Here is a 16,222-nt window from a genome sequence, read left to right on the forward strand (position 1 = left end):
ATGAGGAAATATGGAATATGGTTAGTTCTATTTGTATGCGTTGCCTTTCTAGTTGGTTATAGTGTCACAACTGTTTTAGGTAAAGAGGAAGTGAAAATCGATCAGAAAGAAGTGTTTACAACGATACAAAAAGGCTATGAAACCCAATTCTCAATTCGTGGGAAGCATTTGCCGATGAATAAGATGATAGAAACGTTATCACCATATTTTACAGAGAATTTCCTTCAAGTATTTACAGATGAAAATAGTAGAAGTGATAAACAAAGTGGTGAATATTTACTTCCGGCAAAAGAAGCACCGTTTTCTTTTCATTCAGAAACGAAAATGTCATATGATGAAGAGCATAAAATTTTATATGTATATGAGCGGGCAAAAAGTGGACAATATCAAATTGTAACATTGCAAAGAGATCAAGGGAAATGGAAAATGGCTGGATATCATGAAAGTCAAGAACTTTTAACTGAAATAAAAAGATTACAACAATTATAAAGTAAAATTTTAATTGGTGGGGGATATTCACTTCTAACTGAGTAATAGCCTGCACCAATTGGGCTATTACTACCCACAAATATTGAATAAGAATAGGTCTTCACCTATTCTTATTCAATATTGAGTAGCTGTTGTAATTTTTCAATTTGAAAACCAGCAACAACTTCTCCATCAATTACAACTGTTGGAGTTGAATATGAATCATAGTCATATAAAAGACGATTGCGTGCAGCAGCGTCTTTTTTTACGTCAAATTCTTCATATACAACGTTATTATGCTTTAAAAATTCTTTCACAATGACACATGGCGGACAATCAGGTTGTGTGTAAACCTCAATTTTTTTCATTGTAATTCCTCCTTTTTTCTGTTTTTTATTATATTCTTCCAGTATAAAAATCGCAATAAAGAAGGGAAAAGATGTTCTTTCTGTTTTTTCCTTCGCATTTCGACAAATTTTTAGTTGAGTTTCTGGCCAATAACCTTTATCCTAGACTGTGGAACATTTTTTCTGTTATGACGGATAGAATGAGTATAGCTGTAAAACCTATTGGTAGGAAGATCAGAGAAAGGAGAGATTTCATGTCTCTACTCCAAGGAATTTTAACTCGACTTGTTAGTCTACAAGAACAAGCTGAAAGCGGTGAAGTAGCACAACGCTATTTTGAAGTGAACGGTGAGCGCAAATGTAGCGTGAAATTTTTCGATAAAAGTGAAATGTATGAGTTAGAAGTGTATCAACAAGGTGAAAAACCTCAAGTGTATCAATTCGATAATATCGACATGGTTGCAATTGAGATTTACGATATCATTTCTTGATACATATAAAAAAGGTGTTGCCATATGGCAACACCTTTTTTAGTTCTATTACTTTTTAGGATATATGTATAGGGATTTTTCATTTTTCCTACAATGGTAATAAAGTAACATTGTAATCAGTAGGGATTCTTCGTCCTATACTGATTATTAGCCATCACCAATTAGTTGTTTACAGATAGCAAAAGCGTGATAAAGATAACGAGGAGGTGTGTTGTATGGAACGTTTACCAGTTGTGATTTGTCCTAAATGTCACAATTCTGCTGAGATTATTCATGTATTAACGGCTCAATCGAATCAAAATGTAATTTATACGTGCCAAGTTTGCCAGTATATAATTCGAAATATTGAAACGAATAAAGGATAGGAAGTTATAATTTTTATTTTTGTCCCATACAATGAGAATACGAAAAGTCTGTCTAATTGAAAGGACGTGACTATGTGGCCGGTGAACATACATTTTATAATGTTTCAGAGAGACATTTAAATTTTGATATGGTCTTTAGCCGTATTTGTAGCTTCATTGAAAAGGATCCACGAAATTTGTATCGCTTATCTATTGGGACAGACTCACAAGCACATCAAAAGGATACGAGGTTTATTACGGCAATTCATATTCATCGCGTTGGAAAAGGTGCCTGGGGGTGTTTACACCATAAATCAGTGAAAGATAAGCCAGCAACTTTACGTGAGAAAATATATTTAGAGACGCAGTTTAGCCAAGAAATCGCATGCCTATTTACTCCAAAACATATACAAACAATATGGGATTTATTGCATCCATATGCTCAAGATGGGGCTGGATTTATAATGGAAATTCACTTGGATATCGGAAATGATGGTTTAACAAAAGAATTTATTCTAGATATGACAGCGAAAATTCAAGCGATGGGATTAACTGCAAAAATTAAGCCAGATGCTTATGCGGCGTTTAGTTATGCAAATCGATATACGAAATAAAAAACAATTTTTATATATCTTTCACTAAAAACTGAATATTACATCTATTAAATAGGCTGGAAATTTTATATAATAAGAGTAACGATGCGAGTATAAGGAGAGGGGTATATGAAAAGGGAAGTTGTTTTAACAGAAGAAGAAGAGAGTTTGTTACTAGATATTTTATTTCAGCAAAATTATGCGAGTGAAATTTTAGCTGTGGAACTTACAGATATTGAGAATGGTTTAAAACGGACAGATGTGACGCAATATAAAAAAATTACAAGGTTATTTTACAGATTAAAAAATAAGGGGTATTAAGCGCTACCGGAATGGTAGTCTTTTTTTTGTGTTGTATGCTAAAATAGCTGTGTAATTTTGTTTTTATTGAAATAAAGTAAGGACAAAATAATAATATGAAAACGCTATCATAAAATGTGAATAGAGTCGGTGATTAAAAGTAGGAAAAAGGGAAGATGGGGGATGTAACATGATTAGTATTCCGAAAGACGAGTTTCAACAAATTTTTGTGAAAGATTTAATGATTTCATCAGAAAAAGTAGCACATGTCCAAATGGGGAATGGTTTAGAGCATGCTTTACTCGTTCTTGTGAAATCTGGATATTCGGCGATACCTGTTTTAGACCCGATGTATAAATTGCACGGGTTAATTAGTACTGCTATGATTTTAGACGGTATGTTAGGGCTAGAGCGCATTGAGTTTGAAAGACTTGACGAAATGAAAGTAGAACAGGTGATGAAGGAAGACATTCCGGTTCTTAAGTTAGAAGATTCATTTGCGAAAGCTTTAGAAATGACAATTGATCATCCTTTTATTTGCGCTGTTAATGAAGAGGGATATTTTGAGGGGATTTTAACACGTCGAGCTATTTTAAAATTGTTGAATAAAAAAGTAAGACAACATAATCGATAATGTGAGAAAAGTGACTTCATAGAAGCGGAGAAGTCACTTTTTTTCGTGCATATCAGTTGTGTATGTATTATATTTAAAAAGATAAAAAATATAAGAGTATATAGTTAAATTAAGGATGAAAAGCTTATTGAGATAAGGTGTATGGAAGCTAAGGAAAGAGGGAGAAAGTTGCAAATTGATGATTTTCAAATGATGGTTGTGTTAGCTCAGGAATCAAATATGAGAAAAGCAGCGGAACGTTTATTTGTTTCACAACCTGCGCTTAGTCAACGATTACAATCTATGGAGAAGCAATGGGGAATGAAGTTTTTTATTCGCTCGCAAAAAGGATTGACAATTACACCTGAAGGGGAAAAAGTCGCAAATTATGCAAAAGAGATGCTACAAAAAGAAGAGGATATTAAAAGTGAGCTAGCTGTTTTTAGAACAGAAACTCACGGAACGTTAAAAATAGCTGTTGCATCAGTTATTGGTCAATATTGGCTTCCGCCCGTTTTGAAGAAGTTTGTACATAAATACCCTTCTGTGAAAATATCGCTGTTTACTGGCTGGAGTAGTGAAGTGCAAAAGCAATTTTATGAAGGGGACGTTCATGTTGCTATATTGAGAGGCACACAAGAATATAAAGGTCAGAAACAACAATTATTTGAAGATGAACTTTATTTAGTGGACAAAGAAATAAAAGATATTTCGATGTTAAAAGAAACAAATAGACCATTTATTCAATTTAAAAGTGATTCGACTTATTATGGACAAATACAAAATTGGTGGTATGGTTTATTTTCTAATCCGCCTAAGAGAACAATTGTGGTTGATCAAATTGAGACGTGCAAACAACTCGTTTTAAATGGTATAGGTTATGCTCTTTTACCTTCTACTGTTTTAAAAGAAGTACAGGAAAATATGTATAAAACACCTGTTCAATTAACGAGAGAAACATGGTTATTGACGAGTGAATCGGCCAGACAATTGAAGCAAGTACGGGCGTTTTTAGAAATTATAGAAGAAATTCAAATGGAAAAATAGGATTATTATCTTGCTACTCGCTCTATCGTTTGGTAGAGTAACATTATAAATGGATTTAGGAGGCAACAAGAATGAAAATGATGGACGCTAACGAAATTATTTCGTTTATTCAAAAAAGTGAAAAGAAAACTCCTGTAAAGGTATACATAAAAGGGGATTTAAAAGAAGTAACATTCCCTGAAACGGTACAAGCATTTGTAAATAAAAAGTCTGGTGTATTATTTGGAGAATGGTCTGATATTAAGACAATTCTTGATGAAAATAGCAAGCACATTGTTGATTACGTTGTTGAAAATGACCGTCGTAATTCTGCGATTCCAATGCTTGATTTAAAAGGTATTAAAGCTCGTATTGAGCCAGGCGCGATTATTCGTGACCACGTTGAAATCGGCGACAACGCTGTTATTATGATGAATGCAACAATTAATATCGGTGCTGTAATTGGTGAAGGTACTATGATTGACATGAACGCGGTACTTGGTGGACGTGCAACAGTTGGTAAGAACTGTCACGTAGGTGCGGGTGCAGTACTTGCAGGTGTTATTGAGCCGCCGTCAGCAAAACCAGTTATTGTTGAAGATGATGTTGTAATTGGTGCTAACGTAGTTGTGTTAGAAGGCGTTACAGTAGGTAAAGGTGCAGTTGTAGCAGCAGGCGCTGTTGTAACAGAAGATGTGCCTCCATATACAGTTGTTGCGGGTACTCCAGCACGTGTAATTAAAGAGATTGATGAGAAGACAAAAGCAAAAACTGAAATTAAACAAGAGCTTCGTCAATTAAACCCAGAGAAATAAAAACAAAAAAGCGTAAGAGCATAACTGGCTCTTACGCTTTTTATAGATAGAGGTGCAAAAATGGCAGTAAGCAAATTCATTCAAATACGTAGAGACTTACACAAAATACCGGAAATTGGATTTAAAGAGTGGAAAACACAACAGTATATTTTAGATTACATAGGAACGCTTTCGAATGAGTATGTGGAAGTGAAAGTATGGAAAACGGGTGTCATTGTTAAAGTAAATGGAAAGAATCCAGAAAAAATTATTGGTTATCGTGCAGATATAGACGGTTTACCAATTACCGAAGAAACTGGATATGAATTCGCTTCTATTCATGAAGGAATGATGCATGCATGTGGACATGATTTACATACAACAATCGGTTTAGGCCTTCTAACAGCAGCTGTAACAGAAAGAATAGATGATGACCTTGTGTTTCTATTCCAACCAGCTGAAGAAGGTCCAGGAGGGGCTCTTCCTATGTTAGAGAGTGAAGAGTTAAAAGAATGGAAGCCGAATATAATTCTTGGCCTTCATATTGCACCTGAATATGCTGTAGGAACAATTGCGACAAAAGAGGGGCTATTATTTGCGAATACATCAGAGTTATATGTTGATTTAAAGGGGAAAGGTGGACATGCAGCCTACCCGCATACTGCAAATGATATGATTGTTGCAGCAAGTCACCTTGTTACACAACTTCAATCCGTTATTAGTCGTAATGTGAATCCACTTGATAGTGCAGTAATTACAATCGGAAAAATAACAGGTGGTACAGTTCAAAATATCATAGCAGAAAAGTCTCGGTTAGAAGGAACGATCCGAACGTTATCAGTGGAATCAATGAGTCGTGTTAAAAGTAGGATTGAGGCAATTGTTGCAGGTATAGAAGCTTCCTTTCAATGTGAAGCCGCCATTGACTACGGGGCGATGTATCATCAAGTATATAACCATGAAGCATTAACGAGAGAGTTTATGCAGTTTGTAAGTGAACAAACTGATATGAATGTAATTACATGTACTGAGGCAATGACAGGAGAAGATTTTGGTTATATGCTTCAAGAGATTCCTGGCTTTATGTTTTGGCTTGGGGTAAATTCAGAATATGGTTTACACCACGCAAAATTAAAACCAGATGAAGAGGCTATTGAGAAAGCTATCGCATTTTTAGGTCAATATGTGAAGTGGAAAGGGACTAGAAAGTAAACTTGCTCGCCAAATTTGCAAAAATTTAAAGTGGGTACTTTTTAGTTCCAAGATGGAAACATCTTTTATATTTGTTTTGGATATTCATCGGCATACAAATGGATAAAGTAATGAGCAGTGGTTTTGAGCCGCTGCTCATTATTCATTATCGCTTATTGAGAAGATGATTAGTTAACTAGCTTATATATGTTTACATTTCGTGTAAAAAGTGTGTAAAATCAATGTGAAACATAGAAAAAAGGGTGGGGAATTACGTGCAAATTAGCAGTGCAATCTTGTGTTTCGTCTTATATGCGTATGTAATTATTGCGGCGGTGTATTTTGGGATAAGTTTTTATGCCTACCGTTTAGTAGATAATCATGAATATGACGAAACATATAAATGGGTGAAGAGATATTTATCACCTGTATTAGAAATTATGAATGGGTTTGTGCTTTTTTTATTTATTGGATTGATTGCTTTCTCAACGAGTTTAGTAGGGAATAAAACGACATTATTTGTACTAGGTATCATTATTTTTATGTTGTTAGGAATACGGATTGGTAACACGGTGTTTTGGAATGAAAGAAAAGTAGATGGTTGGACTGGAATGCTAATCCCGTGTATGTTAGCGGCTATCGTGACAAACATAGAGCATGAGTATTATCAATTGCATTTTTGGCTTATTATCGTTTTAACAATTCTTTCAGTTTTGTATATAAGTACGGTAGTACTAACATACATTGCACATGAAAAAGGTGATGTTAAAGGAACTCTCTTCTTTAGAGGACGAGCATTATTTTGGAGTGTGCCAACGATGGCGGTTATAGGGATTATTGCGATATTAGTAAATGGATATCAATTTACTAATTGGCAACTATTTTTAGAAAATTGGTGGATTTTCATCATTTCGTTTATCGCTTTTTTAGGCGCAACACATTATTTATTCCATCAACATCATTATATATTGGCATTACTATTCGCATTTACACAATTATTATTTGCTTTCTTCGGACAAGAAACGTTATTATTCGTTTTTGAAACATTTAGTTCATTTGGAAATATATTTGTATTTGGTATGTTAATTTTCAGTATCGCATTTTATTTACAACAGTATTTTTATATGCAAAAACAAAAATAAGAATGATATACAGGTTTTTGTAGCAAATCTAAAGTATGTTACAATAAAAATACATAGTATTCGATGTTATTGGAGGAATTCCTGTGGGTGAAAAAGAGAAAGAATTTGCTGTCATTGGGCTTGGACGTTTTGGTGGAAGTATTTGCCGGGAACTTGCTCAATTAGGTATGGAAGTAATGGCAATTGATTCAGATGAGGATAAAATTAATGAGTTTGCAAATATAGCTTCACATGCTGTAATTGCAGATTCGACAGATGAGATGGTATTAAAAAGTCTTGGTATTCGTAATTTTGACCATGTAGTCGTTGCTATTGGAGACAATTTAAATTCAAGTATTTTAACAACATTAATTCTGAAAGAGTTAGGTGTAAAAAATATTACTGTAAAAGCTCAAAATGATTACCATGAAAAAGTGTTAAGTAAAATAGGGGCAGATCACATTGTGCACCCAGAGCGTGATATGGGAAAAAGGATTGCTAATAATATTGCATCAAGTAATGTATTAGACTATCTTGAGCTTTCAGATGAGCATAGTATTGTAGAGATTATTGCAAATAAAAAAATTGATGGTCATTCTTTAATCGAATTAGATATTCGTGCGAAGTTTGGATTGAATATTGTAGCGATTAAACGTGGTAAAGAAGTTATTGTATCTCCTCGAGCTACGGAAAATATTCAAGCGGGAGATATATTAATTGTAATTGGTCATGACGATGAAGTAGATCGTTTTAAACACTTTTTAAGATAAGAGAAAAGGACAATACCATGAAGGTATTGTCCTTTTTCTTATATTTCCATAATGATTGGTAAAATCATTGGGCGACGTTTCGTTTTTTCATATAGGAATGGTGCTAATGTGTCTGTAATTTCATTTTTAATTTCAGACCATTGTGTTGTTTTACGCTCCATTACTTTTTCTAAATGAGTTGTAATTAATGTTTGAGCATCATTAATTAAATCACTACTTTCGCGCATATACACGAAACCACGTGAGATAATATCAGGTCCTGCTGCAACTTTAAACTCTTTCATATCAATGCTTACAACTACAATAACAAGTCCTTCTTCAGAAAGAATACGACGATCGCGTAATACGATATTACCGATATCTCCAATACCATTTCCGTCAATATAGACAGATCCGGATGGTATTTTACCAGCTACGCTTGCTTCATCTGAACGAAGAGCAAGAACATCTCCATTATCCATGATGAAACAGTTTTCTTCTGGAATACCACAATCATTTGCTAACTTCATATGCATACGTTGCATACGATATTCACCATGAATTGGCATGAAATACTTCGGTTTAATTAGACGAAGCATTAGTTTTTGTTCTTCTTGTCCACCGTGTCCACTCGTATGAATGTTTGACAGTTTTCCGTGGATTACATCAGCACCAGCACGATACAACATGTTAATTGTACGGCTTACACTAATTGTGTTACCAGGGATTGGTGAAGAAGAGAAAACAACTGTGTCGCCAGGAATGATTTGAATTTGACGATGAGTACCATTAGCAATACGTGAAAGTGCTGCCATTGGTTCACCTTGACTACCTGTACATAAAATAACAACTTTATTAGCCGGTAGGCGGTTTAGTTGAGATGTATCTATGAATGTATCTTTCGGACAGCGAATATAACCGAGGTTTTGTCCGATTTCAATCGCTGCTTCCATACTGCGACCGAACACAGCAACTTTACGATTGTTTTCAACAGCCGCTTCAACAACTTGTTGTAGACGATGGATATTTGATGCAAAGGTTGCGAAGATAATACGACCTTCTACTTTGCGGAAAATATCTTGAATACTATCACCAACACGGCGCTCAGACATTGTAAAGTTTGGAACTTCACTGTTTGTACTGTCAGATAAGAGACAAAGTACACCGTCTTTTCCGATTTCAGCCATTTTTGTTAAGTCCGCTGGTTCACCAACTGGTGTGAAATCAAATTTGAAATCACCAGTATGAACAACTTGTCCTTGAGGTGTTTTCACAACAACTCCGTATGAATCTGGAATACTGTGAGTTGTACGGAAGAAGGAAACAGATGTCTTTTTAAATTTAATAACATCATCTTCTTGAATTTCATAAAGTTTTGCTTTACGAAGTAATCCGTGCTCTTCTAATTTGTTTTTGATTAGCGCAATTGCTAATTTTCCGCCATAAATCGGGATGTTTACTTGACGTAATAAGTAAGGAATTCCACCAATATGATCTTCGTGACCATGTGTAATGAATAATCCTTTAATTTTATCTTCGTTTCGCACAAAGTAAGTGTAATCTGGTATTACATAATCGATTCCGAGGAGTTCGTCTTCTGGAAATTTAATTCCAGCATCAATAATAATAATTTCATCTTGAAATTGAACAGCATATGTATTTTTACCGATTTCACCAAGTCCACCTAAAGCAAAAACGGCAGCCTGATCATTCTTTAGAAATTTCATATGACTATACGATTTCCGCTAATGTTAAATCAGCGTTTTCTTTTTCATATTCAAGATGTGCACCAGTAACAGACTGAACGAACTCGATATTATATGCGAACTTATTTAATTTCTTACGAACATCCTTTTCAGACGTAGCCTCTAAATATAAAACTTTTGTATTTTCACGTACTGGAACCTCAGTCATTTTGTCTTGATAAAATACTTTAAAAATCATTTGGAAAACCTCTCCTTGTCTATGTTTTGCATTATCTGTTACTTATTATAAAGCAAACAGTCACGATTTTCATGTTTTTTCGAATGAGAATGAAGAAAAAGCCCGAAATGGGCACAATTTAAGCGATTGTCTTTTTACGGACTAGATCTTTTAAATAACGCTTGAGCTTTTTCTTCAGCTTCTTCAGCATGATTACTCCTTCCTTTCCTTATTTTAAACATGCATATTACTAGTGAAAACTCCGCCTCTGATATAAGAAAGAAGACAAAAGTGAATGTTGAATCTTGTCCTTTCTCATACAGGGAAAGTTATTCTATAGCAACGATTAGTAGCCGTTAGTTATAGGTATAGTATGAGAAAGAATAGAAAAGAAAATTCATACGAACAAGTATCCACATTTTTTACTAATATATATATGCAGGTTTCATAAATAAGGTCAGAAAGTGAACGCTTTCTTCACAGATGTTTAATATGTTATACTTTTTTTTAGAATTTGAAAAGCGATAATCAAAATGGGAATATAGAGTAACAGAAAGGATTTTGACAAATGAATGATAAAATTGTCTTTTTTGATATTGATGGAACATTATTAGATCATGATAAGAAGATTCCGCAATCTACACGAGATGCAGTAAGACATTTACAAGAAAAAGGCGTGCATGTAGCAATTGCGACAGGACGTGCGCCATTTATGTTTGAAGATATTCGTGAGGAACTCAATATACACAATTATGTTAGCTTTAATGGACAGTACGTTGTATTTGAAGATGAGGTAGTATTTAATAACCCGTTACATCCAGCTGCCTTACATAAGTTTACTCAATTTGCAAAACAAGAAGGATATCCACTTGTATATCTTGATCATCAAGAAATGAGAGCATCAGTGGAATATCATGATTATGTGAAAGAAGGTTTTGGAAGCTTAAATTTTGAGCATCCGGCATATGAACCTGATTTCTATGAGAAACGTAATATTTATCAAACGCTTCTTTTCTGTGAAGTGAATGAAGAGGAAAAGTTTATTAATCAGTATCCAGACTTTCATTTCATTCGCTGGCATGCATATTCAATGGATATTATTCCAAATGGTGGTTCGAAGGCGAAAGGAATTGAGAAATTCATTGAAAAATTAGGATTTAACCGTGAACAAGTGTATGCATTTGGAGATGGCTTAAATGATTTAGAAATGATTGAAGCAGTTGGGACAGGTATTGTGATGGGGAACGGTCATGAAGACTTGAAAAAACTTGCAAATCATGTGACAAAGGATGTTAGTGAAGACGGCATATATCATGGCTTAAAATGGGCTGGATTGCTATAAGTGAATATGGAACCCATTTCATAAAAAAAGGCGGAAGATTTACTCCCGCCTTTTTTTTATTATCGCTCTAGAGGTTTTGAATCGTCAGGAGCAGCAAATGGATTTTCTTTATTAATGTGGTCATAGAACATAACACCATTTAAATGGTCAATCTCATGCTGAAATACGATTGCTGGTAAACCTTTTAAACGTAATTTTAATTCCTCGCCGTTGATAGATGTTGCTTTCACTGTAATTCTTGTGTAACGAGGGACATAACCAGGTACTTCGCGGTCTACTGATAGACAGCCTTCCCCACTTTGTAAAAATGTACGTTCAACAGAATGACTAATGATTTTTGGGTTGAATAATGCATGACTATATAACGTACCGTCCGTATCTGTTACGTGAACTGCAATCATTTTCTTTGAAATACCGATTTGCGGAGCAGCTAATCCGATTCCAGGGCGTAAACTATATTTTTCAGCCATTTCAGGATCTTGGCTATTGATTACAAATTCAATCATTTCTTTAAGGGCAGTTGTATCTTCTTCGCTCGCCGGCATTGATACCTCTTCTGCAACGTTTCGCAAAATAGGATCTCCTTCGCGAATGACATCTTTCATTGTAAGCATATGTAATCTCTCCTTTCTTCTTTAGTCTACCAAAGGAGATGGAAAAAGTCATCGACAAGTAGGGAAGCGCTTTGGAAAGCGTTTTACTATAGAATATTTATGTATGTAATAAAAAAACAGACGGCAAAGCCGTCTGTTTTTTTCCATAGTTGTTTCATTTTACATTAGCGAATGCAAGCAGCACCAACGATAATTAAAAGAATAAACAACACAACGATTAAGGCGAAGCCGCGTCCAGACCCACCACAAGAATCGCCATAACCGTAGGAAGGATATGAACAAGTTGGATAGCAATATGAGTATCCGTACATGAGATGACCTCCTTTATCATTTCCCGCTAATATTGCGGTTACTATAATGTATGGAGGGAAGAGTAGAAATGTATGGGTAATTACCTATAAAAGGAAGAAGAGTTTGTATATTTTTGTTAAGAAGAGAGAAAAACTAAAAAGAATTAAATCGTTTACATATTATTCTAAGAGAAAAAACAAGTTAAAAAGGGAATAATATAACAGCAGGTTAATGCTTACTAATACAGATGTGAAAAATAAAAACACGTTTGTGTAGAAGAAACCTGCAGATTATTTATAAAAAAACGTATTCAAAGTAATTGACATCGTAATTAGAATAGTTGTAAACTAAAAAACGTGATCAAGATTGTATTAATATGTTTCTGAAAAAACATTAGTACAGATTGTTAGGTACACAAAATTATTCTCAACCGACAGATAAATTTGTTGGTTTACATTGTTGCGTTTTCAGTCTAGCTAATAGATAGTGAAAGCGTTTCAGAATATGGTTCAAGAGAGGAAGAGGTGAACGGAATGGGTACTAAAACAAAAAAGACCCTATTTAATGTTGATGAGCAAATGAAAGCTATCGCAGCTCAATTTGAGACATTACAAATTTTAAATGAAAAAGGCGAAGTTGTGAATGAAGCAGCTATGCCTGAATTATCAGATGATCAATTAAAAGAATTAATGCGCCGTATGGTGTATACTCGCGTACTAGATCAACGTTCTATTTCTTTAAACCGTCAAGGACGTTTAGGTTTCTACGCACCAACAGCTGGACAAGAGGCTTCTCAATTAGCAAGTCATTTCGCACTTGAAGCAGAAGATTTCATCTTACCAGGATATCGTGATGTGCCACAATTAGTATGGCACGGTTTACCATTATACCAAGCATTCTTATTCTCTCGTGGACATTTCATGGGTAACCAAATGCCTGAGAATGTAAATGCACTTGCTCCACAAATCATTATCGGTGCGCAAATCATCCAAACTGCTGGTGTTGCGTTAGGTATGAAATTACGTGGTAAAAAATCTGTTGCAATTACTTACACTGGTGACGGTGGTGCTTCACAAGGTGACTTCTACGAAGGTATGAACTTTGCAGGTGCTTTCAAAGCTCCAGCAATCTTCGTTGTACAAAACAACCGTTATGCAATCTCTACTCCAGTAGAAAAGCAATCTGCAGCTAAAACTGTAGCACAAAAAGCAGTAGCAGCAGGTATTTACGGAATTCAAGTAGACGGTATGGATCCATTAGCTGTATACGCAGCAACTGCTTTCGCTCGTGAGCGTGCAGTAAATGGCGAAGGCCCTACTTTAATCGAGACTTTAACATTCCGTTACGGTCCACATACAATGGCTGGTGATGACCCAACTCGTTACCGTACAAAAGATATCGAGAACGAATGGGAACAAAAAGATCCAATCGTACGCTTCCGTGCATTCTTAGAAAACAAAGGCCTATGGTCTCAAGAAGTTGAAGAGAAAGTAATCGAAGAAGCAAAAGAAGATATCAAACAAGCAATTGCTAAGGCTGACCAAGCTCCAAAACAAAAAGTTACTGATTTAATGGAAATCATGTACGAAAAAATGCCTTACAACTTAGCTGAACAATATGAAATTTACAAAGAAAAGGAGTCGAAGTAAGCCATGGCTCAAATGACAATGATTCAAGCAATCACTGATGCTTTACGCGTTGAAATGAAAAATGACCCTAACGTACTTGTGTTTGGTGAAGACGTTGGTGTAAACGGCGGTGTATTCCGTGCTACTGAAGGTTTACAAGCTGAATTCGGTGAAGATCGTGTAATGGATACTCCACTTGCAGAGTCTGGTATTGGTGGACTTGCAGTTGGACTTGCATTAGAAGGTTTCCGTCCAGTTCCAGAAATCCAATTCTTCGGTTTCGTTTATGAAGTAATGGATTCAATTTCTGGTCAATTAGCTCGTATGCGTTACCGTTCTGGTGGACGTTGGACTGCTCCAGTAACAGTTCGTTCTCCATTCGGTGGCGGTGTTCATACTCCTGAACTACATGCTGATAGCTTAGAAGGATTAGTGGCTCAACAACCTGGTCTAAAAGTTGTTATTCCATCTACTCCATACGATGCAAAAGGTCTTTTAATCTCTGCGATTCGTGACAACGATCCAGTTATCTACTTAGAGCATATGAAATTGTACCGTTCATTCCGTCAAGATGTACCAGAAGGCGAATACACAATTGATTTAGGTAAAGCTGATATCAAACGTGAAGGTACAGATGTATCTGTTATCGCTTACGGTGCTATGGTTCACGCTGCATTAAAAGCTGCTGAAGAACTTGAAAAAGAAGGTATCTCTTTAGAGGTTGTTGACTTACGTACAGTTCAACCATTAGATATCGAAACAATCATCGCTTCTGTTGAAAAAACAGGCCGCGTAGTTGTAGTTCAAGAAGCGCAAAAACAAGCTGGTATTGCAGCTAACGTTGTAGCGGAAATTAACGACCGTGCAATCTTAAACTTAGAAGCTCCAGTTGTACGTGTTGCAGCTGCTGATACAGTATTCCCATTCTCTCAAGCTGAGAGCGTATGGTTACCAAACCATAAAGATATTGTTGAAGCTGTTAACAAAGTAATGAACTTCTAATTTTTAGCTTTTCATGTGCAAAAGAAATCAGCACATGCTGGTTTCTTTTGTACATATTCCATAATAATGAAATGAATCAGGGGGCTGAATTCCGTGGCATTTGAATTTAAACTACCAGATATCGGTGAAGGTATCCACGAAGGTGAAATCGTAAAATGGTTTATTAAACCAGGCGATGAAGTAAACGAAGACGATGTACTTCTTGAAGTACAAAATGATAAAGCAGTAGTAGAAATCCCTTCTCCTGTTAAAGGTAAAGTACTTGAAGTACTTGTAGAAGAAGGAACAGTTGCAATTGTAGGAGATACATTAATTAAGTTTGATGCTCCTGGATACGAAAACCTTAAATTTAAAGGTGACGATCATGACGAAGCTCCAAAAGCTGAAGAAGCAGTAGAAGCTCCAGCAGCGGAAGCTACTCCAGCAGCAACTGCAGAAGTAGTAAATGAGCGCGTAATCGCTATGCCATCTGTTCGTAAATATGCTCGTGAAAACGGCGTAGACATTCATAAAGTAGCTGGTTCTGGTAAGAACGGCCGTATCGTTAAAGCTGACATCGATGCATTTGCAAATGGTGGACAAGCAGTAGCAGCAACTGAGGCTCCAGCAGCAGTAGAAGCTACTCCAGCAGCAGCGAAAGAAGAAGCAGCACCAAAAGCACAACCTATCCCAGCTGGTGAATATCCAGAAACTCGTGAGAAAATGAGTGGTATCCGTAAAGCGATTGCGAAAGCAATGGTTAACTCTAAGCACACAGCTCCTCACGTAACATTAATGGATGAAGTTGATGTAACTGAGCTTGTTGCTCACCGTAAGAAGTTCAAAGCTGTTGCAGCTGACAAAGGTATTAAATTAACTTACCTTCCATACGTTGTTAAAGCTTTAACATCTGCATTACGTGAATTCCCAATGTTGAATACTGCTTTAGACGATGCTTCTCAAGAAATCGTTCATAAACATTACTTCAACATCGGTATCGCAGCTGATACAGACAAAGGTCTATTAGTACCAGTTGTTAAAGATACAGATCGTAAATCAATCTTCACTATTTCTAACGAGATCAATGATCTTGCTGGTAAAGCACGTGAAGGTCGTTTAGCTCCGGCTGAAATGAAAGGTGCTTCTTGCACAATTACAAACATTGGTTCTGCAGGTGGACAATGGTTCACTCCAGTTATCAACCACCCAGAAGTAGCAATCCTTGGTATCGGCCGTATCGCTGAGAAGCCAGTTGTGAAAAACGGTGAAATCGTTGCAGCTCCAGTATTAGCATTATCTCTAAGCTTTGACCATCGTTTAATTGACGGCGCAACTGCTCAAAAAGCATTAAACCAAATTAAACGTCTATTGAATGACCCACAATTATTAGTAATGGAGGCGTAATA

Annotated in this window: 19 protein-coding genes and 1 pseudogene; 15 read left to right on the forward strand and 5 right to left on the reverse strand. The window is 35.8% G+C overall.

All coding sequences use genetic code 11. The features are described 5' to 3' along the window. Positions 1–489, forward strand: a complete 489-nt coding sequence (locus tag BAQ44_RS06815; protein WP_061678288.1) for a DUF3993 domain-containing protein — start codon at positions 1–3, stop codon at positions 487–489. 110 nt (positions 490–599) lie between these two features. Here BAQ44_RS06815 and BAQ44_RS06820 read toward each other — a convergent pair whose 3' ends face one another. Continuing rightward, a complete protein-coding gene (locus BAQ44_RS06820) occupies positions 600–836 on the reverse strand; it encodes a glutaredoxin family protein (protein WP_000717880.1) in 237 nt (78 codons plus the stop codon). Between the two features lie 233 nt (positions 837–1,069). Here BAQ44_RS06820 and BAQ44_RS06825 point away from each other — a divergent pair, with 233 nt between their 5' ends. The 10 genes from BAQ44_RS06825 (at position 1,070) to BAQ44_RS06870 (ending at position 8,058) form a co-directional block, all read left to right on the forward strand. Then, a complete protein-coding gene (locus BAQ44_RS06825) occupies positions 1,070–1,306 on the forward strand; it encodes a YkuJ family protein (protein ID WP_000055151.1) in 237 nt (78 codons plus the stop codon). A gap of 215 nt (positions 1,307–1,521) precedes the next feature. After that, complete coding sequence (locus tag BAQ44_RS30975) at positions 1,522–1,671, forward strand: hypothetical protein (protein ID WP_071721327.1); 150 nt, start codon at positions 1,522–1,524, stop codon at positions 1,669–1,671. A gap of 74 nt (positions 1,672–1,745) precedes the next feature. Beyond that, entirely contained in the window at positions 1,746–2,264 is a 519-nt protein-coding gene (locus tag BAQ44_RS06835; RefSeq protein WP_000896653.1) for a ribonuclease H-like YkuK family protein, read from the forward strand. A 108-nt stretch (positions 2,265–2,372) separates the two neighbouring features. After that, the gene (gene abbA, locus BAQ44_RS06840) at positions 2,373–2,564 is read left to right on the forward strand and encodes an antirepressor AbbA (protein WP_000818083.1); all 192 of its coding nucleotides are present in this window, start codon (positions 2,373–2,375) and stop codon (positions 2,562–2,564) included. A gap of 169 nt (positions 2,565–2,733) precedes the next feature. Further along, a complete protein-coding gene (gene cbpB / locus BAQ44_RS06845; protein WP_016086509.1) occupies positions 2,734–3,177 on the forward strand; it encodes a cyclic-di-AMP-binding protein CbpB in 444 nt (147 codons plus the stop codon). A gap of 141 nt (positions 3,178–3,318) precedes the next feature. Further along, positions 3,319–4,203, forward strand: coding sequence for a transcriptional regulator CcpC (ccpC, locus tag BAQ44_RS06850; protein WP_061678286.1), 885 nt, complete (start codon positions 3,319–3,321; stop codon positions 4,201–4,203). A gap of 71 nt (positions 4,204–4,274) precedes the next feature. Next, complete coding sequence (gene dapD / locus BAQ44_RS06855) at positions 4,275–4,997, forward strand: 2,3,4,5-tetrahydropyridine-2,6-dicarboxylate N-acetyltransferase (protein ID WP_061678285.1); 723 nt, start codon at positions 4,275–4,277, stop codon at positions 4,995–4,997. 60 nt (positions 4,998–5,057) lie between these two features. Then, the gene (locus BAQ44_RS06860; RefSeq protein ID WP_071721329.1) at positions 5,058–6,188 is read left to right on the forward strand and encodes an N-acetyldiaminopimelate deacetylase; all 1,131 of its coding nucleotides are present in this window, start codon (positions 5,058–5,060) and stop codon (positions 6,186–6,188) included. 254 nt (positions 6,189–6,442) lie between these two features. Next, complete coding sequence (locus tag BAQ44_RS06865; protein WP_061678283.1) at positions 6,443–7,309, forward strand: hypothetical protein; 867 nt, start codon at positions 6,443–6,445, stop codon at positions 7,307–7,309. 83 nt (positions 7,310–7,392) lie between these two features. Beyond that, complete coding sequence (locus BAQ44_RS06870; RefSeq protein ID WP_000504032.1) at positions 7,393–8,058, forward strand: potassium channel family protein; 666 nt, start codon at positions 7,393–7,395, stop codon at positions 8,056–8,058. A gap of 38 nt (positions 8,059–8,096) precedes the next feature. Here BAQ44_RS06870 and rnjA read toward each other — a convergent pair whose 3' ends face one another. Next, positions 8,097–9,764 (reverse strand): ribonuclease J1, encoded by a 1,668-nt coding sequence (rnjA, locus tag BAQ44_RS06875; RefSeq protein WP_000670372.1) that lies wholly within the window; start codon positions 9,762–9,764, stop codon positions 8,097–8,099. 4 nt (positions 9,765–9,768) lie between these two features. Beyond that, the gene (locus BAQ44_RS06880; protein ID WP_000576434.1) at positions 9,769–9,981 is read right to left on the reverse strand and encodes a DNA-dependent RNA polymerase subunit epsilon; all 213 of its coding nucleotides are present in this window, start codon (positions 9,979–9,981) and stop codon (positions 9,769–9,771) included. A 547-nt stretch (positions 9,982–10,528) separates the two neighbouring features. On the opposite strand from BAQ44_RS06880, the gene BAQ44_RS06890 reads away from it, so the two are divergent. After that, a complete protein-coding gene (locus BAQ44_RS06890) occupies positions 10,529–11,302 on the forward strand; it encodes a Cof-type HAD-IIB family hydrolase (RefSeq protein WP_061678282.1) in 774 nt (257 codons plus the stop codon). Between the two features lie 59 nt (positions 11,303–11,361). Here the strand turns inward: BAQ44_RS06890 and def are convergent, their stop codons facing one another. Further along, positions 11,362–11,916, reverse strand: a complete 555-nt coding sequence (gene def / locus BAQ44_RS06895) for a peptide deformylase (RefSeq protein WP_061678281.1) — start codon at positions 11,914–11,916, stop codon at positions 11,362–11,364. A 164-nt stretch (positions 11,917–12,080) separates the two neighbouring features. Further along, positions 12,081–12,161: pseudogene (locus BAQ44_RS31775) on the reverse strand (YjcZ family sporulation protein); the annotation flags it as partial. Between the two features lie 579 nt (positions 12,162–12,740). Here BAQ44_RS31775 and pdhA point away from each other — a divergent pair. From pdhA to pdhC, 3 genes are all read left to right on the forward strand, one after another. After that, complete coding sequence (gene pdhA / locus BAQ44_RS06905) at positions 12,741–13,856, forward strand: pyruvate dehydrogenase E1 component subunit alpha (RefSeq protein ID WP_000536893.1); 1,116 nt, start codon at positions 12,741–12,743, stop codon at positions 13,854–13,856. A 3-nt stretch (positions 13,857–13,859) separates the two neighbouring features. Beyond that, a complete protein-coding gene (gene pdhB, locus BAQ44_RS06910; RefSeq protein WP_000068166.1) occupies positions 13,860–14,837 on the forward strand; it encodes a pyruvate dehydrogenase complex E1 component subunit beta in 978 nt (325 codons plus the stop codon). 93 nt (positions 14,838–14,930) lie between these two features. Then, positions 14,931–16,220, forward strand: a complete 1,290-nt coding sequence (gene pdhC / locus BAQ44_RS06915) for a pyruvate dehydrogenase complex dihydrolipoyllysine-residue acetyltransferase (RefSeq protein WP_071721331.1) — start codon at positions 14,931–14,933, stop codon at positions 16,218–16,220. The last annotated feature ends 2 nt before the right edge of the window (positions 16,221–16,222 follow it).

The sequence above is a fragment of the Bacillus mobilis genome, from assembly GCF_001884045.1.
Taxonomy (GTDB): Bacteria; Bacillota; Bacilli; order Bacillales; family Bacillaceae_G; genus Bacillus_A; species Bacillus_A mobilis.